Source organism: Pseudoalteromonas sp. SR41-7 (genome assembly GCF_014163935.1).
GTDB lineage: Bacteria > Pseudomonadota > Gammaproteobacteria > Enterobacterales > Alteromonadaceae > Pseudoalteromonas > Pseudoalteromonas distincta.
On sequence record NZ_JACJEF010000004.1, the window covers coordinates 58,963 to 79,884 of the forward strand.

The following is a 20,922-nucleotide window of genomic DNA, read 5'->3' on the forward strand; positions in this document are numbered from 1 at the left end:
TTCTTATATTCTCAGCAAGTGACTAACTCAGATTTAGGATAACTAAAATTGAAGTTCAGTTTATCTATAGAAATATCAGAAAGTGTAATAATAGGTATTTTTAAAATTATTACACTGAGCAGCATGCTCTTTGTATAAATTTAAATGGGCTATCTTTTAGCCCATTTCTATATGTTCCCTCTAATTATGCTTTTTATTTATAAAAGCGTTCAACTATGAACACTAAACAACTCACTTAGATAGTCCACTGAATCCATATATAGTGCTATGTTAATTATTAAACACTATATATTGTGATTGTGTTAGTTTTCACACAAAGCTTGCCGATAAAAAAAGCAGTCAAAATTTATTTTTAAAATGCGTAAATTTAGCAGATCATTAGTTGATTTTTGCATATTTCAACTTAAATGATTGTTCGAAGGTGAGTGTCTACTAACACAAATGCGTTATCCCAAAGTTATCCACAAATAGGGGCAATTATGTCCCTTGCAAAACAACTCAGACCACACTATCTTGTGATCTCTAAATTGAACAACACCAGATATTGTGGCCAAATGTTATTCAATTAAATTCGCCAATACGGTGAAACCTATAATAAATGAGTATGTACCTTGCTTCGGCGAGGTATAAAGCATTGGTCAAAATACATAATTCCCAAGGAATACAGGCAAATGAACCAACAGTTATCTGTAAGCAAACGTGACGGGCGCAAAGAGCCACTTGATCTGGATAAGATCCATCGCGTTATTGAATGGGCCGCCGAAGGTTTAAACAACGTTTCGGTTTCGCAAGTTGAATTAAAATCGCACATTCAGTTTTACGACGGTATTCGTACCAAAGACATCCACGAAACCATCATTAAAGCAGCAGCGGATCAGATTTCAAAAGAATCGCCTGATTATCAATACTTAGCTGCACGTTTAGCTGTATTCCATTTACGTAAAAAAGCGTACGGTCAATTTGAGCCACCACGTTTATTTGACCACGTAACAAAAATGGTTGGCGATAAACGCTACGATGCTCACTTATTAGTAGATTACACAGAGCAAGAATTAGACGAGCTTGATGCATACCTTGATCATTCTCGCGATCTTAACTTTAGCTACGCAGCTGTAAAACAGCTTGAAGGCAAGTACCTAGTTCAAAACCGTGTATCGGGTGAAATATACGAAAGTGCACAGTTTTTATATATTTTAGTAGCAGCAAGCTTATTTTCAGACTACCCACGTGAAACACGTACTGATTACATCAAACGTTTTTACGACGCGGTATCATTATTTAAAATATCTCTACCAACGCCAATTATGTCAGGTGTACGCACGCCTACTCGCCAGTTTAGCTCGTGTGTATTAATTGAATGTGGCGACAGCCTTGATTCAATTAACGCTACATCGTCTGCAATCGTTAAATACGTATCACAACGCGCAGGTATTGGTATTAACGCTGGTCGAATTCGTGCTTTAGGTAGCCATATTCGTAACGGCGAAGCGTACCACACAGGTTGTATTCCTTTTTATAAGCACTTTCAAACAGCCGTTAAAAGTTGTTCGCAAGGTGGTGTACGCGGCGGCGCTGCAACTTTGTTCTACCCGCTTTGGCATCTAGAAGTAGAGAACCTACTTGTACTTAAAAATAACCGTGGTGTAGACGACAACCGCGTTCGTCACCTTGATTACGGCGTACAGTTTAATAAACTAATGTACTCTCGTTTAATTAAAGATGACTACATTACATTATTTAGCCCATCAGATGTGCCTGGCCTTTATGATGCATTTTTTGAAGACCAAGCTGAGTTTGACGCACTTTACGTAAAATACGAACAAGACGAGTCTATTCGTAAAAAACGTATTAAAGCCATTGAGCTTTTCTCTATGTTTGCGCAAGAACGTGCAAGTACAGGTCGTATTTATTTACAAAATGTGGATCACTGTAATACACACAGCCCATTTATTTCTAAAGTTGCGCCAATTCGCCAATCTAACTTATGTTTAGAAATTGCATTGCCAACTAAGCCACTTAACAACGTAAATGACGAAGAAGGCGAAATTGCGCTTTGTACACTTTCTGCGTTTAACTTAGGTGCAATAGAGTCACTTGATGAGCTTGAAGAGCTAGCTGAACTTGCAGTACGCGCACTTGATAACTTACTTGATTTCCAAGACTACCCTGTACCGGCGGCTAAAAATGCAACTATGGGTCGTCGTACACTAGGAATAGGCGTGATTAACTACGCTTACTACCTAGCTAAAAACGGTAAGCGTTATTCAGATGGTAGCGCAAATGCATTAACACATAAAACCTTTGAAGCTATTCAATACTACTTAATGAAAGCATCAAACGAGCTTGCTAAAGAGCGTGGCGCATGTCCTAAGTTTAACGAAACAACGTACTCTCAAGGCATTATGCCAACAGATACGTACAAACGTGATTTAGATAAAATTTGTGATGAGCCACTTCATCTTGACTGGGATACACTACGTGCAAATATTAAAGAGCACGGTATGCGTAACTCAACACTAAGTGCATTAATGCCATCAGAAACATCGTCGCAAATCTCTAACGCAACTAACGGTATTGAGCCACCACGTGGACATATTAGCGTTAAAGCAAGTAAAGACGGTATTTTAAAACAAGTTGTTCCTGAGTATGAGCGTTTAAAAGATCAGTACGAGTTACTATGGGACATTCCATCAAACGATGGTTACTTGCAGCTTGTTGGCATAATGCAAAAATTTGTTGACCAAACAATTTCTGCAAATACAAATTATGATCCAAACAAGTTCGAAGGCGGTAAAGTACCTATGCAAGTCTTATTGAAAGACTTACTAAGCGCGTACAAACTAGGTGTTAAAACCTTGTATTACCACAATACTCGCGATGGCGCCTCAGATTCACAAGAAGATACTCCAGAAGTGGAAGATGATGATTGTGAAGGCGGCGCGTGTAAAATATAACTGCTGATTTTTATTTTAAGCGGGCATTTTTAGCCCGCTTTTTCTGATAGTTTTTTGAGTGATAAACATGTCTTATACTACTTTTAGCCGAAACCATAATAACCAAATGCAAGAGCCAATGTTTTTTGGCCAAACTGTAAACGTATCTCGTTACGACCAACAAAAATACCCAATTTTTGAAAAGTTAATTGAAAAGCAACTGTCTTTCTTTTGGCGTCCTGAGGAAGTAGATGTAAGTAAAGACCGTTTAGACTTTCAAGCATTACCAGATCACGAAAAGCATATATTTTTAAGCAACTTAAAATACCAAACACTACTTGATAGTGTACAAGGTCGTTCGCCAAACGTGGCTCTACTTCCAATTGTATCGCTACCAGAGCTTGAAACATGGATAGAAACATGGGCGTTCAGTGAAACAATTCACAGCCGTTCATACACGCATATTATCCGTAACGTAACACAAGCACCTGAGCTTATTTTTGATGACATTGTTAGCAACGATAAAATTAGCGAACGTGCTGATGCCGTAACTAAATACTACGATGACTTAATTAACTCTGTATCGCTTTACAACTTATACGGTGAAGGCAAACACGAGATTAACGGTAAAACAGTTATAATTAATTTATTTGAGCTTAAAAAGAAACTTTACCTGGCTATGATGTCGGTAAATATTCTTGAAGCGATTCGCTTTTACGTAAGTTTTGCATGTTCGTTTGCATTTGCTGAGCGCGAGCTAATGGAAGGTAACGCTAAAATCATCAAGCTAATTGCACGCGATGAAGCACTTCACCTTTCTGGTACTCAGCATATTTTAAACATTATGCAAGACGGTAAGGACGATCCAGAAATGGCGATTGTTGCTGCCCAGTGCCGCGACGAAGCGATTAAAATGTTTGTTGATGCTGCAGAGCAAGAAAAAGAGTGGGCTGAGTATTTATTTAAAGATGGTTCAATGATTGGCTTAAATAAGCATATTTTATGTCAGTACGTTGAATACATTACCAATGCACGTATGACTGCAATTGGCTTGCCAGCACAGTTTGAAAATAACAGTAACCCTATCCCGTGGATAAACTCGTGGTTAGTGTCTGATAACGTGCAAGTAGCACCACAAGAAGCAGAAATAAGCTCATACCTTGTTGGTCAAATAGACTCTCAAGTTGATGCATCAGAATTTGGTGATTTTGATTTATAATGAGTGACAAGTCTACTGCAAGCATAACGCTTGCAGAAAACAGCCAGTGTATAGAATTTATCGCTGGCTGCCCTTCTCTTCTACACTGCTTAGAATCCATGAAAATAGACGTCGCATTCCAATGCCGTGAAGGCTATTGCGGCGCTTGTAGAGCAACTTTAGTGTCAGGCAGTGTTGAGTATAACGAAGAGCCACTTGCGTTTGTACGCGAAGGCGAAATACTGTTGTGCTGCTGTAAACCCAATGGCAATGTAAGTATTGATCTGAAATAAAAATCAATACTTACATCTATCGTTTATTAAACTTATCAATAGTGTGGAACGAACCGGTAATGTCCGGTAATTTTATAATCAAAAAGCATATCGCTTTTTTGCGGACCACGCCCTATATTATGCACAATAAGTGGGTTACCCGTATCTTGAGATAACTCATTAATCACCATACCTATATGAGGTAAATTACCTGGTAACATCCACGTTACTATATCGCAGGTTTTATAATCACTCACTTTGTTGGATTTACTCAATACGTTTGCATGGCGCTCAAAGTAAGCTTGTAAATTTGGAACACGTCGATGATCTATATTTTTATCAGGCTTAGTTAAGCCCCAAATACGTTTAGATGGATACAGCGCAAAGTTTTTTTTGCATGTCTTCATGCACGAGCTTCTGTAAATCAACACCTAACTTTCTGTAACTTCTAATTATTACATCGGTGCACACACCTATATTTTTAGGTACATCTCCACCAGGGTAGCCAATAGAGCGATAAGCGCCGTCGTAAGTCACATCATGAGTTGTACGCTCAAGCAGAGCTGAAACAATATCTTCTTCAAACGATGCTGCATTACTATTTATACACGCTAAAGTAAGTAAACACCCAATAATTCTGTACATATAAACTCCTTTAAATCTAAAATTGAGTTACAGCGTTTGGGCTACGTGCCTAAGAACGTCTATTTTATTGCCTTTACTTGCAAATTGCGTATCCAGCGCATATGCCATTTTTTCAAGCGGAGCGTCGTTATATCCTACATGTTGGATTTCGCTAATGTAACGCATCATAAACGCGTCAGGACCAAGTTTAAGCCACTGCGCTACATGCACAAGCTCATGAAAATGAACCCTCAAATCTTTTGCAACCTCAGGAAGTAGGTAATAGGTATTTTTATACGTTATACCCGCCGCGTCCATATCGACAAAATCACCTAGACCCATTTCTCGCAGACCCGCAAAGTCTGGCTTTGGTATTTGGTCTACAACAACGTAATACGCGTTTTTTAAAAACTCGCTAGAATAAAACCCATAAAATTCATTACTGAATTTATCACAACTCACTTTTTGACTGCTGTATTTTAAATTTGTAGCGTCAATCCAATTTTCTATTTGTTCTAGCACAGCTCCTCTCCTAAAGTACAAATGCAACACACCATGTGTAAACCTTAATCTAATATTTTAGTAAATTTTTTAACCAGCACTTTTAGTATTAACACCTCTCAACTAGCGAAGAAAATAGAACGCATAGAATATCTAAACAAAAAGCTCTAAATCAAAATTATCATATAAGCATAACCGGTCTATAAACAGTAAAAACCTTTTTTATACTTTTTAAAGTGTTATTATTTGTAACTAAAACAGTAACACTTAAAATCATGTATAATTTTACTAATACACTCTTTCGTATGAAAATAATGCGTTTCAGTTCCATTGTCTTACTGGTCATATTAAGTAATACAGTAAATGCTGAAAATATAAAACCGTTCACATCAGATGGCTGTAGTGCTTTTCCGGACGGCACGACAAAAGATAAAAAGTTGTGGCTTGCATGTTGTAAAGCGCACGACTACGCCTACTGGCAAGGTGGCACTTATTGGCAACGTTTAGAAGCAGATAAAGCATTGCAACAGTGTGTTATTGAAGCCGGCGAAACGAGTATAGCGAACATTATGCTTGCTGGAGTTCGATTTGGTGGCAGCCCTTATATACCATCGACTTTCAGATGGGGCTATGGTTGGCCCTATCCTAGGTTATATCAAGCATTAACAGCTGATGAAATTAAGCAAATTGCTGCTTTAAAAACGGTATTAACTCAAACCAATTAACACATTGTGAAAAACTGGGTTATGCAAATAATATCAAAAGGAATTGAATCACTATGCTTATACTGTTAAGTGTCATTTTAACTTTGTTTCCAACGGTAATATCTTATTTTGTTTCACGTAATTACGCTAAAAGGCTAAAGCGACTAATAAAGGTGCTTACATCAGAGCTGTGCTTTGGCCTAGTGTTTTCTCGTGGACACTATTTGCTGCTGTTGGGCACGGTGCAATCACCTTACCTTCAACGTTTGCGCTCGTGTTATATATGTTTCTATATGACGAACGTGGTATCTATTTCCATCCTCACATATTTTTAAGCCCAACGATTCCAATAGCCGTTTATTTAATAAGCTATTTCAAATACAAAAAAGCGGCCAATAAAGAGCTAACGCCCTAGCCCACTATTGGCTCATCAGTATCTTGTAAGGTCCGAAGCTGCACTTACTCCAGCTGTGCACTTCTTTGCTGTGAAACTACAGCGTTATTATCTGAATATAAATGTGTAAATAACAGGTCTGGTAAATAAATAAAGCGTCATTACCAAAAATAACGAGTTTACTAATGCACCTAGATATACAAAAAAGCCTTAAAGTAAAACCTGCTCACATCGTCTCATTTATTGTGTTTTTATTAGTTTCAATATCTACGTTTACCGCTCAAGTATATGCCGCTGATGCTGTATGGCCTTCAAAAACCACTTACAAATATGCAAATGTAAACGGTAAAAAGATATTTTACCGAGAAGCTGGCGCGCAGCATAAGCAAACCATTGTACTTTTACATGGGTATCCGTCGTCTTCACACAGCTACCGAGAATTGATCCCACTCTTATCAGGTCGTTATCATGTGATTGCACCTGATTATTTAGGCTCTGGTTATAGCGCACGCCCAAACCCAAAAACTCAAAAATATACTTTTTAATTTCTAGCTCAATACGTTGAAGGATTACTAACAACACTTAAAGTAAAGCGCTACAGCCTTTATATACACGACTTTGGAGCTCCTGTGGGCTTTAGAATGTTGTTAAATAACCCAAATAAACTTGATGCACTTATTGTACAAAATGGTAATGCGTATTTAGAGGGGCTAACCCTACCGAGGCAAGCCTTTTTTAAAGCCGCGAATGAGGACAAATCACAAGCGCAGAGTGATAAAATTTATTCGTTCACGTCTAATAAAGCCATTATTAATAAGCAATATTTACGAGACGTACAAAGTAACCCAGAAGTAATGAGCCCTAATAGCTGGACGCACGATCTTCACTTTTTACAAACTAAATCCGATAGAGTAATTCAAGTACAATTGCTACAAGATTACTACAATAACCTTCTCGACTACCCTAAATGGCAAGCTTATTTACGCAAGTACCAACCAGCAACATTAATTGTATGGGTAAAAACGACCCTGCGTTTATAGCCGCAGGCGCTAAAGCATATTTAAAAGATGTACCGAACGCTGAAATACATTTACTCGATTCAGGACACTTTAGTGTTGAAGAAAAACCAGTTGAGATTGCAAAGTACATTGTGAACTTTATGGATAAGCTATAAATAGCGGAAATAAAAAACGCTGAGGGTATAAACCATCAGCGTTTCATTAAATTGTACTAACTTAAGCTAAATCCAAAGAAATAGTATTTAATATGGGTAACTGTCAGATCAAGTCTGAGCTAGTAAATTTTAAGTATTTAACCTTCTTCTTCAATAAGTGACTCTAGTAGATCGTGTATTTCAGCTTTAAGCTCTTTGTCTTCAATTTTATTAGCACTAACCTTAGCATTTTGAAGATTTTTAATAGCCTCGTCTTTTTGACCAAGTTCTAGCTGCAGTGTAGCCATTGAAAAAGAAACTGATGACATGTGATCTTTGTTATTAATCGCAACAGACTTTTCTAATGCTTTTTCATAAGTCGTGATTGCCTCTTCTAGCTCTTCGGTAAAATCAGCCAAAGTTTCCCATTGTACTGGGTGATCTTTTGAGGTATTTTCGTTTTCAATACAAATCGCTTTTAATTGAGCAAATAAAGATTCAAATTTTTCTCGGTTATTTTTGTTAGCCGCCGCCATTAAATCTTCTGCTAGGTCATGTACCGCTTTATATATTTTTGTATTCATCATCACTGGTTATCCTTTAGTGCAACTAAACTAATTTACTGACTCAATTTAGCTAAAATGTATCATTAGAGTCATTATAAAATGTATTTAAACAACTGATTTATTTAATTTGGTGTATAGCGTAATAATACATTAATAATGAACATCGCGTAGGCGTTAAACACACTGTAATTAAACTTTATCGCAATTACTCTTAGTAACCTCACACACTGAATAAACTTGCAACCCAATCCAACGTAAAGATGGTCGTAAACACTTTAAGTGCAATAACAACTATAAATAATAAGATGATTGCCGCTTTGGCTTTACTACTTTTGAGGTTGTTCCAATATAATAACTTTGCATTAAATTCTGTTTTTAACTTAGTAACAGCTTCTTTCATAATTACATCCTACTTAGGGATCCCGCTCAGCAACATTTAATAACTACAAAACTGCCCAAGCAGGTTTCATAATATTTTTCGCCACCTTAGAGTAAAGCATTAAATAAAGCCTGTACTATATAAAATGTAACAAGGGGTTTTAACTTAAGTTATTGTATCTAACTTTTTTACACACCCAAAAAGCAAACACTGGGGCAATTCAGTAGAGCGTTAATAATAAATTTGGTGCTACACTAATACCTAACTTAAATGTGTTAACAGCCAACTAAATTAGCAAATTATGAAAGAGTGCAACCAGTGTGGTAAATGCTGTATTAAATATGGTGGCGGCGACTTAAGCGCAACGAAAGAAGAAATAGGTTTATGGGAGCTCTTTAACCCCGAAATTTATGAGTACGTTAAAAACAACGAAATTTGGTTTGACCCAAAAACAGGCTTAAGACTTCAAGTGTGCCCATTTTTAGAAATTGCGCCTAAAAAGGAGCCTCTCGCTAAAAATATGTATACCTGCAGTATTTACCTTGACCGTCCAGAAGACTGCCGTCACTACCCTAGCCTTATTTCAGAGATGATCCGCGACGAATGCGAAATGATTGAATCTATAGATATAACAAACCAGACAAGAGCGCAGCATAAACTAGATTTGATAATGATAGATAGCCGCTCTTAAATACCCAGATAAACCTGCAGCGCTATGAGTCTCGCACTTAAATAAATAAGTATTTCTATAAACATACCTATTATTATAATTTTTATAAAATTGGTTTAATCGTCATTTTTAGATCATTCATCGCAAAACACAAAGTTATACTATAACATTGTTGATTCACTGATTTTGCGGTGTTATATTATATCACAACATAATAACCGCGAACCAATATATCCATGACAAAGTTAACATTAATCTCCTCTGCTATTTTTTCTGTTTTATGTTCTCAATCAGCTTTGGCTGCCACTGTTACTGGTAAAGTAATGGATGATAAAAATCAACCAATCAAAAATGCCTCAATTCATGTGCATGGCAAAAACCAAAGCGTTAAAAGTAATGATTTAGGCGAATTTGCTATAGAAATCGATGCAAATAGCCAATTACATATTAGTAAAGACAACTACGTAGACTCTCGTATTGCTGTAAGCGAATCTTCAAATAATCTGTCTGTGTCACTTAAACCAACATCAGTTGAGACAGTGGTTGTTTATGCCTCTGCACTTCATAAAAATAGCCTCGAGATGATATCGCCAGTAAGCGTGCTCTCAGGTGATGAATTAAGAAATAAATCTAAACCAACTCTTGGTGAAACGCTAAAAGGTTTACCAGGCGTAAATGCAAGTTACTTTGGCCCTGTATCATCAAGCCCAATTATTCGTGGTTTAGATGGCCCTCGCGTTAAAATCACACAAAACGGATTAGATGCCAGCGATGCATCACGTATTGGCCCAGACCATGCGACATCAAGCGATAGCCTAGCAGCAGAACAAATTGAAGTATTACGTGGCCCAAGTACCCTACTTTATGGCTCTGGTGCAATTGGCGGTGTTGTAAACGTGGTTGATAACCGCATTCCTACAGACAATATCGACGAGCTTATGGGTGCTGCTGAATACAGCCACGATACAGTGTCAAACTCAAACACAGTAGCTGCAAAACTTGAAACAGGTAATGAAGGCTTTAACTTTCATTTTGATGGCACTAAGCGCAGTGGCGATGATTACCAAACACCTACCTTTACTATTGCCGACGATGATGGCGATGTAGAAACAGAGAATTCTGTAGAAAATACTTTTATTGATAGCGAAACACTCAACTTTGGTACCAGCTATGTTGGCGATCATTTAACGATTGGTTTTTCTTACGGTAGTATTGATACTGATTACGGTATTCCTGGGCATGAGCATCATCACGATCACGAAGGTGAAACTGAAGAAGAGCATGCAGAACATGAAGATGAAGCAGCTGAAGAGCCGGTTTATGCACATTTAGAGCAAGATCGCTGGCAAGGGCTTGTAAGTTACGCCCTTCATAATAACTGGATTGAAACCATCAACCTACGTGTTGGCTATACAGATTACTCGCACAGCGAAATTGAAGATGGCGAAATTGGTACTACTTTTAAAAATAAAACGACTGAAGCACGTTTAAATGTAGAGCATAAGTTTGCTGATTGGCACGGAATGATGGGCTATCACTACAGCGATTCTGACTACGATGCAATTGGTGAAGAAGCCTTTACACCCGCAAGTGTAACTACAACTAACGCATTATATTTACTAGAAGAGCGTGAATTTGGCGACGTTACAATTGAACTTGGCGCACGTGTTGAAGATTACAAAATTGAAAGCCAAATCACGGCACACGAGCATAGCCACGATGAAGTAGAAATAGATCACAGCGACGAAGAAACCATTGGGTATAACGAAAGTTTTACCAATTTAAGTGCCTCTGCTGGTGCCATTTGGCAATACAAGCCGGGTCATAGTATCGCTACAAGTATTTCTCATTCAGAACGAGCACCGCTTTCGGCAGAACTTTTATCTAACGGCTTACACATTGCAACTGGCACTTACGAGCTAGGCCTTGGTTACAATATTGAAGATAATGAAGCGCATTTTGAGCCAGAAAATATCAAGCAGGAAACTTCAACAAACTTAGATTTAAGCTTTAGACGCTTTAGCGGTGATTTTGGTTACACCGTTAACTTTTTCTATAACGATATCAAAAACTTTTATTTTCAAGAAAATACGGGGTTAGTTTACGATGAAGAAGATGGTTTAGAATCAGCTATTGGTGCACATGACGATGCTGTTGCGGTTTATCAATTTACAAGTAAAGACGCAGAGCTTTATGGCATTGAGTTTGACGCGCATTACCAAGTAACACCAAGCGCTATGGTTAAAGTATTTGGTGACTCAACTCGTGCAAAACTAAAAGACGACGAAGGTAATTTACCACGTATCCCTGCCAATAAATTAGGCTCTGAGTTACAGTACGATTTAGGTGACTTACAACTAACATTAACGGGTACTCATTACTTTGATCAAAACGATGTAACTGCCTTTGAAACTCAAACTGATGGCTATACGTTATTTGATGCACAAGCTAATTACCAATTAGGTTTAGGCAGTGTCGATGCACAGCTGTATATAAACGTTGATAACATTACTGATGAGTTAGGTTTTGTACATAGCTCATTTATTAAAGATAAAGCCCCACTACCAGGCAGAAACTTCCGCTTTGGTGTTCGTGGCTATTTTTAATAATTAAAAGTAGTTTTAGTTTATTAACCGCATTTTATTAATGCGGTTTTTTTATTTTTAGAATATATAATATCGATCGGCAATAATACTTGATCAATTCAAGGGATTAAACTTTGCGCTAACTGCGTAAAAAATTATGATATACGACTGCATGGATGCAAAAGGTAGAGCAATGCAGGAGCAATTAGTGATAACAATTAGTTAAAAAAGTTTTTGCCTTGTTATCAACCCTATTTTCTTAGCGCAAAATAGATCACTTAATTAATCGAATTGGTATAAAACACTTAGATTACAGACACAAAAAAGCCGTATTCAGATTGAATACGGCTTTTTAAACTCTTAATTTTAAAATTTATTTAAATTAAGAAATGATTTCGTGTAGTTCAACGTCAAATACAAGCGTTGAGAAAGGTGCGATTGCAGCACCTGCGCCACGTTCACCATAAGCAAGCTCATGAGGAACGTAGATACGCCATTTAGTACCTACAGGCATCATTTGTAATGCTTCAGTCCAGCCTTTGATCACGCCACCAACTGGAAATTCAGCTGGTTGACCGCGCTCGTATGAGCTATCAAACACAGTACCGTTAATTAGTGTACCGTGGTAATCAACACGTACTGTAGACTCAGCTGTTGGCTTTTCGCCTTCGCCAGTCGCTAGTACTTCGTATTGAAGACCAGACTCAGTTACTGTGATTTCAGGACGTTTTGCGTTTTCTTCTAAGAATGCAATACCTTCGGCAGAAAGTACTTTAGATTCTTCTTCACGACGAGCTTGGATCTCTTCGTTAATCTTTTCGAATGCAGCTTGAATCTCAGGGATCTCAACTTGAAATGCGCTACCAGCGTACGCATCTTTCATGCCTTCAAATACTGAATTTAGGTTTAAGCCTTCAAAAGGATTAGACTTAAGTTGCTCACCCATTTGTAAGCCAATACCGTAACTTGCTTTTTCAGCATCTGTAGTAAAATTATCTGACATAATGTGTTTTTCACGTTTTGTTAGTTAAAAGACACGTATATGCTATCACAAAATAAACCCCGTTTGGGGCTAGTTTTTGCTGAGTTTTAGCTTAATTAGGCCAACAATATAACTACAAAGCGGTAAAGTGAATAAAATTCCAACAAGTAAAGGAATAGCTAATAATCCAGATTCACCAGACAATAAAAATGGCACTGCAACTAAGCCTACTAAACCAATAAAAGCAGAGCCAATTACTGGCCAATGTTTATCATATTTAGTAATAAGATGGGCAGCCAAAATATTAAACCCAAGACCATAAGCAAAAGCGGTAATTAATGGATATTCTGGCTGTGCGTCGACCGCCATTTTTGCCAACAAGCTAATAGCACTTTGATAGCAGTAACCAAATACCACCCATAATAAAAGATGTTTTATTAATAGCTGTGAGGTTGATAGGTTCGTTGCTTTAGTCATTAATTAAACTCCACAAAGCAAAAAACCGCCTATAAGGCGGTTTTTTTAAATAATGGTGGAGAGATAGGGATTTGAACCCTAGATGGGCTATAAACCCATGCCGGTTTTCAAGACCGGTGCATTCGACCACTCTGCCATCTCTCCGTACGGCGCGAATAATATGGTTAAACGTGTTACTTGTAAAGAGCTAAATATAAATTAATCGTAAATAATAATTAAACGATTAAAAACAAGTCACATTGCTCTTTTGTTAAGCTAATTACTTCAACACGCTTATTAATTCAATACTCAATAATATTGTTTAGGCCTGCGAGCAATCCAAGAACAAATTAAACAAGCCAATAAACTCAATGCCGCGAATGTTACACTTTGAAAAATTAAGTCAAATCGATTTAAATCATCACTTGGCACTATTACAAACATAAAAGCGGGGAGTACACTTAGCGCTAAAACATAACAACACACTTTAAATGCCCGTCCAAAGTCAAAACGTTTAGACTGTTGCATCCACAAAGTTAACAGTATTAGCATACCTATTGCAGAGCCTGCTATAAAATGCGCTGCATTTGTACTCATTGCAACATACAAGGTTACAAAAGCACCAACAATTCCCCAAATTGACCACGCAAGCCAGTTTTCTTTTTCCTGTAAAAATAAATTTCCCATTGTTTTCGTCTTCTTTATCGTTATTTTTATTAAGACTTTCCATAATGTATCAAAAAACAACCGATTAAAAAACAAACTGAAGAAGAATTATTAACTTTTGTGCTTCCAAGCGCTTCTCACAGCCAAACCACTAACTCTTTTATATTACTCTTAGTAACCTTAATGAATTATGACTATGCAAATTGCATAAAGTTCATACTATTTCACAAATTACTAAAATAATGTTCTGGTTTATGGCGAGGTGACTTTTTACACTCGACTTGAGGAGTACCTATGTATAAGTACCCTACAATTTCATCTTGCTCATGTAAGTTAAGCGCTTTTTTGACTGCTCTACTTTGTGCAAAGTAACCTGTGCGCCAAACACCACCTAAACCTTGAGCAAATGCAGCTTGTTGCATTGCTAATACACTGCAGCCTGCACTTTGTACCTGCTCGATACGAGGAACTTTTGGGTGTTCTTGATATTTAGCAATTGCTATTACAATCATAGGCGCACGAAGGGGAAGCTCTTTAGCACGGTTAATTACTTTTTCTGTCTGTTGCTCTGCCACTGCACTTTGATGGTAAATTTCACCCAGTTTATTGCGTGCATCACCTTGAGCAATGATGAACTGCCACGGTGCTATACAGCCATGATCAGGAACACGTAATGCTGCTTGCTTAATTATGTCGAGCTGCTCAGGCGTAGGGCCCGGCTCTGTTAGTTTAGAGTCTGATTGGCGAGTAAGTAAAAGCTCGATAGCGTTCATAACGATTCCTCAAAATTCAAAACGATAGAGTAACATTTAAAACCTTAAATAATAAATACCGAGAAATTAAAATGCAAAACGGCCGCAAAGGGTCAACTATGCAGCCGTTAATAAAATACATTTAATGCGCTATTTTTTTATAACGTTTCGCTTTAACCAGTAATCAAAACTAACAAAACGCCCACCGCCCATAAAAAATAAACTTAAGAGCATAGCAAAATAAATTGCCGAAAATTCTATGCCATTATTTAAAATAGATGGTTTACCTTTTTCGTATAGGTAATCAGGTAAGCCGTGCTCTTCAACTAAGTCTCGAATTTTTCCTATCCTGTCTTGTACTTCTAATGAGTTTTCGAGGCTTTCTTTTGCACCTGGGATAGATAACCAATCAAGTACTTGCGCAGCACTTGTTTCTGGATTAGTCGGCGCTATTGCAAACCACCCGTTATGCCAATGTACTGAAGTAGCCGCTACAACCATTGTGAACATAAGCGGGATACTGACTAAGCGAGTTAAAAGGCCAAATAATAACAACCAACCACCTAAAAATTCACTCCATCCAGCTAAGAAGGCTAGTAAATCAGGAAACGGTAAGCCTAAACCCCATTCACTATTACCAAACCATTGAACGACATCAGGCGATGCTAAAAAGTTATTTAGAAAGCCTTCTGTTTCAGTACTTATAGCAAGTTTGTTATAACCTGCGATGATCATAACGGGAGCTAAAATTAAGCGAAATAGTAAAGCAGGTAAACCATCTAAAAACGATAGTTTACCCAATATTATGTTATAAAAACTGATTAGTTTATTCATGCGTATCCTGTGTGTTCAATGTTTATTAAGTTATAGACTATAAACAAAAAAGACCGTATAGATTGATAAACTATTTCAATTTATTTACAAAGGTTAAATACTTCTCGCCACTTGTAGAGCTTCAAAAATAGCGCGTTTAGCATCAATTGCAGCAGCCAATTTAGCTCCGCCTATCACATGCACTTTTGTGGTATCTGTGTAACCTTCTAGCACTTCGCTATTAGAAACCTGACCAATACACGCAATAACAGTATCTACCGGCAGTACTTGAACTTCTCCAGCAACATTAATTGTTAACCCATTCTTATCAAAACTTTGATATTGGCAGTCAGCAATTTGTTTAACACCATGCTGTTTAGCAACTTGGCGATGTATCCAACCAGTGGTTTTACCAAGCTCACTACCAAAACGACCCGAACTGCGTTTTAACATATACAATTGGCGCTCGTCTTTATGAGGTTGTGCATCACACTCAATCCCCCATTGCGTTTTAAACTCGCTAATAGATTGTGATTTATGTTCACTTAAAAAAGCAACCATATCAAAACCAATACCGCCAGCACCTAAAATAGCGATTGATTTGCCCAGTTCTACTTCGCCGCGTATGACTTCGTCATAAGCAAACACACGCTTATCATCACTACATTTAATAGAGGCTTCACGCGGCCTAACGCCTGTTGCAAAAACAATATCATCATAATCTTTAAGCATTGAATCGTCGTAAGCTTTACTAAGCTCCACAGTTACTTTTAATCGCTCGAGCTCATTAGTGAAGTAAGTAAGTGTATGGTTAAAGTCTTCTTTACCCGGTATTTGCATGGCTAAATTAAATTGACCGCCCATTTGCGATTTTTGATCAATTAACGTGACGTTATGCCCTTTTTGAGCCAAGTAACAACTTGCTGATAAACCAGCAGGACCTGCACCGACAACTAATACATTTTTAGCTTTAGCTGCTTGCTCTAGCGGGTAATCTAGCTCAAATGCAGCTTGTGGATTAACTAAACACGTAGCACGTTTATTTTTAAATACGTGATCTAGACAACCCTGGTTACAGCCAATACAAATATTGATTTGTTTAGATTGATTGTTTACGTACTTATTAAAAAACTCAGGATCAGCTAATAATGGACGTGCCATCGAAATTAAATCAGCCTCGCCTGCATTTAAAATATCGTTAGCAATTTCTGGAGTATTAATTCGGTTAACAGCAATCACAGGGACATTAACTACGTCTTTTAAACGCTTTGATGCTTCTTTAAATGCACCCGGTGGCACCATACTCGCAATAGTCGGTACACGCGCTTCGTGCCAACCAATACCAGTGTTAAATATATCAACACCCGCTTTTTCAAGTTCGGTAGCCTGAATAACAACTTCCTCTGGTGTTGAACCGTTTGGAATCAAATCAATGACCGACAATCTAAAAATAATTAAGAATTTTTCAGATACTTTTGCTCTTACAGCTTTAACTATTTCAAGTGCAAGTCGCATTCTATTTTCTAAGCTGCCACCAAACTCATCATCGCGTTTATTGGTATGAGGCGCCATAAACTCATTAATCAAATACCCTTCAGAACCCATGACTTCTACGCCATCGTAGCCGGCTTTTTCAGCCATATAGGCAGAATGCGCAAAGTCTTTAATTGTTTTTTTAATCGAGCCAAGCGACATCGCTTTAGGTTTATAAGGATTAATAGGTGCTTTTATTGCACTTGGTGCTTGATTGAAAGGATGGTATGCATAACGTCCAGCATGTAATAATTGCAAACAAATTTTTCCACCGTGTTTATGCACAGCATCTGTGTAAGCGCGATGCTTAAACACATCGTAATAACTATTAAATGAGGAAGAAATAGGTGTTAGCTTGCCACGTAAATTAGGGCTGTATCCGCCTGTAATTAACATCGCGGTGCCACCTTTTGCACGTGCTTCATAAAATGCACGTAAGCGTTTGCGGTTATGCCAGCCCTCTTCAAGGCCTGTATGCATTGAGCCCATAACCAAGCGGTTACGTAATTGTGTGTGTTTTAGTTGTAATTGTTGTTCTAACATCTTGTGCCCCGTTAACTGGTCTAACCTGTATACATTAGCTAATTCTGCTTTAATGGCAAGTAATAAGCAATATGTGCATGCATTTAATTAAAAATAGCTGTAAAAACTTACGTTTATATAGGTTCATAAACACTTCGTTACGATTTAGCAGTTAAATTTATTTTTATTCTAGGCTAAGATGGAACTAATGTATTAACTGTACCAAATTAAGGAGCTATTTTGATAGCAAAGGTATTTAAAGGTATTTGGGCTGGAATTAATTTTTCTCGTCGCTTAATACTAAACATTTTGTTTTTATTACTGGTAATTGTTTTCTTTGTGTCACTCTCAAGTGACGATGATCAAATAATAGTTGAAAATGGCTCTGTACTCAGGCTTAACTTAAATGGCCCTATTGTTGAAGAGAAAACATATATAGACCCAGTTGAAGCCGCAATTAGTGATGCAACTTCTGGTTCTGAAGCACCAAGCGAAATATTACTCGACGATATTGTTGAAGTAATAAACGAAGCGACTAAAGACGATCGTATCTCGGTGATATTGCTTGATTTACAAGAGATGCCTAAAGCACATTTAAATAAACTTAAGCAAATTACAAAGGCTATTGATGCCTTCAAGCAAGCTGGCAAAAAAGTAATTGCATCGGGTTATTACTATACTCAAGCACAATACTATATTGCATCGCATGCTGACGAAATAGCTATGCACCCATACGGCAGCGTAGGTATTGAAGGTTATGGCATGTACCCGCTTTACTTTAAAGATGCACTTGAAAAGCTTGAAGTAACGCAGCATATTTTCCGTGTTGGTACATTTAAGTCAGCAGTAGAACCTTTTATTCGTAACGACATGTCTGAAGCAGCTAAAGAAGCTAACCGCGTTTGGTTAGGCGCTCTTTGGAGCGAATACAAACAAGATGTTGCCGCTGTTCGCCCGTTTGATGAGTCAAATTTTGACGAAACAATGGACGTATATCTAGAAAAAATGAAAGCTGCCGATGGCGATGCAGGTAAATATGCACTTGATCACCAGTGGGTTGACTCTTTAAAAACAAATCAGCAAGTTCGTAAACAATTAATTGATTTAGTAGGCACACAAGAAGATGGTAAGACATTTAAGCAAGTTTCATTTCGTGAATACTTAAGCTTAATTAAACCGCCTATTGAAATTGATAACCCTATTACCGAAAAAGTAGCGGTAGTTGTTGCTAAAGGTACGATTGTTGATGGTGAGCGTAAAGCAGGCGAAATTGGGGGTGACTCTACAGCTGCCCTACTTCGTAAAGCACGCCTAGATGATAAAGTTAAAGCGGTTGTACTACGTATAGACTCTGGTGGCGGTAGTATGTTTGCCTCTGAAGTTATTCGTGCTGAAGTATTAGCCCTTAAGGCTGCTGGTAAACCTGTTATTGCTTCAATGAGTTCTGTGGCTGCATCAGGTGGTTATTGGATTGCCTCTGCTGCAAACGAAATTTGGGCAGCACCAAGTACAATTACAGGCTCAATTGGTGTATTTGGTACGTTTATGACATTTGAGAAAACCTTATCGAAAATTGGTGTTTATTCAGATGGCGTTGCAACAACCGAAATGGCTGGCTTTTCTATCACTCGTCCACTAAATGAAAAGATGGGTCAAGTAATTCAAATGAACGTTGAGGAAGCATACGGTCGCTTTTTAAATGTTGTTGCTGATGCGCGTAATATGACGCCTGAGCAGGTTGACAAAATTGCCCAAGGCCGCGTATGGATTGCATCTCAAGCACTTGAACTAGGTTTGGTTGATAAGCTAGGCGACAAACAAGGTGCGATTGAAGCCGCTGCTGCACTTGCCAAGCTTAATCATTATGAAGTTAAAACTATTAAACAAGATTTAAGCTCGCAAGAAAAAATGATTCAAAACATTTTTGGTAATGCGTCTATTAAATCTATGCTTGGTTTGCAAACACAAAAAACATCTGTGTTAGCAACACAAGCTAATTTACGAAGTGTTATTAACCAATTAAGTACTGAAGTTGAAAACCTTAAAGATTACAACGATCCACAAGGTGTATACGCACGCTGTTTAGTGTGTAACGTTGCACAATAAAAGTGCATAGCTTCACCTAATCAGCTGTATTTAAAGCTGCTTAACGTTATACTAGGCCCAGTTTTTTTACTGGGCTTTTTTTATGAAACGTAAACGCATTTATATCGCTTATACTGGCGGTACTATAGGTATGAAAAAATCGAGTCGAGGCTATATTCCAGCTGAAGGTTTTTTAACAGAAACCGTAGTGAATAACGCAGAATTTAATCGTGATGAAATGCCTTTGTTTGATATTCACGAATACTGCCCTCTTATAGATTCTTCAGACATGTCTCCAGAGCATTGGCAACTCATTGCTAATGATATCAAAGATAAATACCAAGATTATGATGGTTTTGTGGTGCTCCATGGCACTGATACTATGGCGTATACAGCCTCAGCGCTGTCATTTATGTTCGAAAATTTGACTAAACCTGTGATTGTAACCGGCTCACAAATTCCGCTCTCACAATTACGTTCTGATGGCCAAGTAAACTTACTTAATGCCATGTATTTAGCTGCAAATTATCCTATTGCTGAAGTAAGTCTCTTTTTTAATAACCAACTGTTTAGAGGTAATAGAGCAACTAAAGCACACGCGGATGGGTTTAATGCTTTTGCCTCGCCGAATCTAGACCCTCTCGCGTTATCGGGTATTAATATTCAACTTATTAAGGGTCAGCTTAGCCCATATGTTGAAAATGAGCTGCAAGTTACACCTATTACACCTCAACCTATCGGGGTGCTTTATTTGTACCCAGGCATTAGCCAAGAGGTAGTTAAAAGCTTGGTCAATGGCAATATTAAATCACTGGTGCTACTGAGTTTTGGTGTAGGTAATGCACCACAAGATCCGAGCTTTTTGTCAATACTCGAAGAAGCAAGTAAACGTGGCGTCGTAATTGTTAACTTAACTCAGTGTTTAAAAGGTCATGTAAACATGGGTGGCTATGCAACAGGTAATGCGCTATTAAATATTGGTGTAATAAGTGGGTACGATATGACCCTTGAAGCATGTTTAACTAAGTTACATTATTTATTTAGCCAAAAGCTTGAAGTCGAAACGATTCGTCATTTAATGCAAGATAACTTGCGTGGTGAGTTAAGCCGTTAATTTTTACGGGCTAAAAATAC

General features: G+C 37.8%; 20 protein-coding genes, 1 tRNA gene and 1 pseudogene. 11 read left to right on the forward strand and 11 right to left on the reverse strand.

Annotated elements, in window-relative coordinates; all coding sequences use genetic code 11:
- Window positions 1–671 precede the first annotated feature (671 nt).
- The 3 genes from nrdA to yfaE all read left to right on the forward strand — a co-directional run bounded on the left by nrdA (window position 672) and on the right by yfaE (window position 4,424).
- On the forward strand, window positions 672–2,954 hold the full coding sequence (gene nrdA, locus H5092_RS06600) for a class 1a ribonucleoside-diphosphate reductase subunit alpha (protein WP_182733173.1): 2,283 nt from the start codon (window positions 672–674) through the stop codon (window positions 2,952–2,954).
- A 67-nt stretch (window positions 2,955–3,021) separates the two neighbouring features.
- Entirely contained in the window at window positions 3,022–4,152 is a 1,131-nt protein-coding gene (nrdB, locus tag H5092_RS06605; protein ID WP_002961159.1) for a class Ia ribonucleoside-diphosphate reductase subunit beta, read from the forward strand.
- A complete protein-coding gene (yfaE, locus tag H5092_RS06610) occupies window positions 4,152–4,424 on the forward strand; it encodes a class I ribonucleotide reductase maintenance protein YfaE (RefSeq protein ID WP_039489790.1) in 273 nt (90 codons plus the stop codon). Before nrdB ends, yfaE begins: the two co-directional genes overlap by 1 nt.
- A gap of 35 nt (window positions 4,425–4,459) precedes the next feature.
- On the opposite strand, the pseudogene H5092_RS06615 reads toward yfaE, so the two are convergent.
- Together H5092_RS06615 and H5092_RS06620 are read right to left on the reverse strand one after the other, a co-directional pair.
- Window positions 4,460–5,048, reverse strand: a pseudogene (locus tag H5092_RS06615) (DUF1287 domain-containing protein).
- Window positions 5,049–5,075: 27 nt separating this feature from the next.
- Window positions 5,076–5,549 carry a hypothetical protein gene (locus H5092_RS06620; protein WP_024597259.1) on the reverse strand — a complete coding sequence of 158 codons (474 nt, stop codon included), beginning with the start codon at window positions 5,547–5,549 and terminating at the stop codon, window positions 5,076–5,078.
- Between the two features lie 293 nt (window positions 5,550–5,842).
- On the opposite strand from H5092_RS06620, the gene H5092_RS06625 reads away from it, so the two are divergent.
- From H5092_RS06625 to H5092_RS20645, 4 genes are all read left to right on the forward strand, one after another.
- On the forward strand, window positions 5,843–6,253 hold the full coding sequence (locus tag H5092_RS06625; RefSeq protein WP_024597258.1) for a hypothetical protein: 411 nt from the start codon (window positions 5,843–5,845) through the stop codon (window positions 6,251–6,253).
- Between the two features lie 558 nt (window positions 6,254–6,811).
- Window positions 6,812–7,171 carry an alpha/beta fold hydrolase gene (locus H5092_RS20635; RefSeq protein WP_259398372.1) on the forward strand — a complete coding sequence of 120 codons (360 nt, stop codon included), beginning with the start codon at window positions 6,812–6,814 and terminating at the stop codon, window positions 7,169–7,171.
- Between the two features lie 96 nt (window positions 7,172–7,267).
- A complete protein-coding gene (locus H5092_RS20640; RefSeq protein ID WP_259395932.1) occupies window positions 7,268–7,666 on the forward strand; it encodes a hypothetical protein in 399 nt (132 codons plus the stop codon).
- Window positions 7,639–7,800 carry an alpha/beta fold hydrolase gene (locus tag H5092_RS20645; protein ID WP_259395030.1) on the forward strand — a complete coding sequence of 54 codons (162 nt, stop codon included), beginning with the start codon at window positions 7,639–7,641 and terminating at the stop codon, window positions 7,798–7,800. Before H5092_RS20640 ends, H5092_RS20645 begins: the two co-directional genes overlap by 28 nt.
- A gap of 137 nt (window positions 7,801–7,937) precedes the next feature.
- Here the strand turns inward: H5092_RS20645 and H5092_RS06635 are convergent, their stop codons facing one another.
- Both H5092_RS06635 and H5092_RS06640 read right to left on the reverse strand, forming a co-directional pair.
- Window positions 7,938–8,366 (reverse strand): hypothetical protein, encoded by a 429-nt coding sequence (locus H5092_RS06635; RefSeq protein ID WP_002961147.1) that lies wholly within the window; start codon window positions 8,364–8,366, stop codon window positions 7,938–7,940.
- Between the two features lie 199 nt (window positions 8,367–8,565).
- A complete protein-coding gene (locus H5092_RS06640) occupies window positions 8,566–8,745 on the reverse strand; it encodes a hypothetical protein (protein ID WP_002961145.1) in 180 nt (59 codons plus the stop codon).
- A 280-nt stretch (window positions 8,746–9,025) separates the two neighbouring features.
- Here H5092_RS06640 and H5092_RS06645 point away from each other — a divergent pair, with 280 nt between their 5' ends.
- The gene (locus H5092_RS06645) at window positions 9,026–9,415 is read left to right on the forward strand and encodes a YkgJ family cysteine cluster protein (RefSeq protein ID WP_024597255.1); all 390 of its coding nucleotides are present in this window, start codon (window positions 9,026–9,028) and stop codon (window positions 9,413–9,415) included.
- A 215-nt stretch (window positions 9,416–9,630) separates the two neighbouring features.
- Window positions 9,631–12,000, forward strand: a complete 2,370-nt coding sequence (locus H5092_RS06650) for a TonB-dependent receptor (RefSeq protein ID WP_182711305.1) — start codon at window positions 9,631–9,633, stop codon at window positions 11,998–12,000.
- 361 nt (window positions 12,001–12,361) lie between these two features.
- Here the strand turns inward: H5092_RS06650 and H5092_RS06655 are convergent, their stop codons facing one another.
- From H5092_RS06655 to H5092_RS06685, 7 genes are all read right to left on the reverse strand, one after another.
- Window positions 12,362–12,982, reverse strand: coding sequence for an FKBP-type peptidyl-prolyl cis-trans isomerase (locus H5092_RS06655; protein ID WP_002962890.1), 621 nt, complete (start codon window positions 12,980–12,982; stop codon window positions 12,362–12,364).
- A gap of 69 nt (window positions 12,983–13,051) precedes the next feature.
- Window positions 13,052–13,438, reverse strand: a complete 387-nt coding sequence (locus H5092_RS06660; RefSeq protein WP_024597253.1) for a hypothetical protein — start codon at window positions 13,436–13,438, stop codon at window positions 13,052–13,054.
- Window positions 13,439–13,491: 53 nt separating this feature from the next.
- A tRNA-Ser gene (locus H5092_RS06665) sits at window positions 13,492–13,582 on the reverse strand.
- 144 nt (window positions 13,583–13,726) lie between these two features.
- Window positions 13,727–14,104 carry a hypothetical protein gene (locus H5092_RS06670; RefSeq protein WP_024596649.1) on the reverse strand — a complete coding sequence of 126 codons (378 nt, stop codon included), beginning with the start codon at window positions 14,102–14,104 and terminating at the stop codon, window positions 13,727–13,729.
- Window positions 14,105–14,307: 203 nt separating this feature from the next.
- A complete protein-coding gene (locus H5092_RS06675) occupies window positions 14,308–14,856 on the reverse strand; it encodes an NAD(P)H nitroreductase (RefSeq protein ID WP_138489000.1) in 549 nt (182 codons plus the stop codon).
- A gap of 129 nt (window positions 14,857–14,985) precedes the next feature.
- Window positions 14,986–15,669 carry a DoxX family protein gene (locus H5092_RS06680; RefSeq protein ID WP_182733174.1) on the reverse strand — a complete coding sequence of 228 codons (684 nt, stop codon included), beginning with the start codon at window positions 15,667–15,669 and terminating at the stop codon, window positions 14,986–14,988.
- A 93-nt stretch (window positions 15,670–15,762) separates the two neighbouring features.
- A complete protein-coding gene (locus tag H5092_RS06685; protein ID WP_182724309.1) occupies window positions 15,763–17,724 on the reverse strand; it encodes an FAD-dependent oxidoreductase in 1,962 nt (653 codons plus the stop codon).
- Between the two features lie 219 nt (window positions 17,725–17,943).
- Between H5092_RS06685 and sppA the strand changes: the two genes are divergently transcribed.
- Both sppA and ansA read left to right on the forward strand, forming a co-directional pair.
- On the forward strand, window positions 17,944–19,809 hold the full coding sequence (sppA, locus tag H5092_RS06690; protein ID WP_182721386.1) for a signal peptide peptidase SppA: 1,866 nt from the start codon (window positions 17,944–17,946) through the stop codon (window positions 19,807–19,809).
- Between the two features lie 82 nt (window positions 19,810–19,891).
- Entirely contained in the window at window positions 19,892–20,902 is a 1,011-nt protein-coding gene (gene ansA / locus H5092_RS06695; RefSeq protein WP_002962901.1) for an asparaginase, read from the forward strand.
- Window positions 20,903–20,922 lie beyond the last annotated feature (20 nt).

Coding starts and splice junctions, on each gene's coding strand:
- H5092_RS06670 (WP_024596649.1), bottom strand. CDS start 14,104: ATGGGAAATTTATTTTTACAGGAAAAAGAAAACTGGCTTGCGTGGTCA.
- H5092_RS20640 (WP_259395932.1), top strand. CDS start 7,268: ATGTTGTTAAATAACCCAAATAAACTTGATGCACTTATTGTACAAAAT.
- yfaE (WP_039489790.1), top strand. CDS start 4,152: ATGAGTGACAAGTCTACTGCAAGCATAACGCTTGCAGAAAACAGCCAG.
- H5092_RS06650 (WP_182711305.1), top strand. CDS start 9,631: ATGACAAAGTTAACATTAATCTCCTCTGCTATTTTTTCTGTTTTATGT.
- nrdB (WP_002961159.1), top strand. CDS start 3,022: ATGTCTTATACTACTTTTAGCCGAAACCATAATAACCAAATGCAAGAG.
- H5092_RS06685 (WP_182724309.1), bottom strand. CDS start 17,724: ATGTTAGAACAACAATTACAACTAAAACACACACAATTACGTAACCGC.
- H5092_RS06640 (WP_002961145.1), bottom strand. CDS start 8,745: ATGAAAGAAGCTGTTACTAAGTTAAAAACAGAATTTAATGCAAAGTTA.
- H5092_RS06635 (WP_002961147.1), bottom strand. CDS start 8,366: ATGATGAATACAAAAATATATAAAGCGGTACATGACCTAGCAGAAGAT.
- H5092_RS06645 (WP_024597255.1), top strand. CDS start 9,026: ATGAAAGAGTGCAACCAGTGTGGTAAATGCTGTATTAAATATGGTGGC.
- H5092_RS06680 (WP_182733174.1), bottom strand. CDS start 15,669: ATGAATAAACTAATCAGTTTTTATAACATAATATTGGGTAAACTATCG.
- ansA (WP_002962901.1), top strand. CDS start 19,892: ATGAAACGTAAACGCATTTATATCGCTTATACTGGCGGTACTATAGGT.
- H5092_RS20645 (WP_259395030.1), top strand. CDS start 7,639: ATGGGTAAAAACGACCCTGCGTTTATAGCCGCAGGCGCTAAAGCATAT.
- H5092_RS06660 (WP_024597253.1), bottom strand. CDS start 13,438: ATGACTAAAGCAACGAACCTATCAACCTCACAGCTATTAATAAAACAT.
- nrdA (WP_182733173.1), top strand. CDS start 672: ATGAACCAACAGTTATCTGTAAGCAAACGTGACGGGCGCAAAGAGCCA.
- H5092_RS20635 (WP_259398372.1), top strand. CDS start 6,812: ATGCACCTAGATATACAAAAAAGCCTTAAAGTAAAACCTGCTCACATC.
- H5092_RS06655 (WP_002962890.1), bottom strand. CDS start 12,982: ATGTCAGATAATTTTACTACAGATGCTGAAAAAGCAAGTTACGGTATT.
- H5092_RS06675 (WP_138489000.1), bottom strand. CDS start 14,856: ATGAACGCTATCGAGCTTTTACTTACTCGCCAATCAGACTCTAAACTA.
- H5092_RS06625 (WP_024597258.1), top strand. CDS start 5,843: ATGCGTTTCAGTTCCATTGTCTTACTGGTCATATTAAGTAATACAGTA.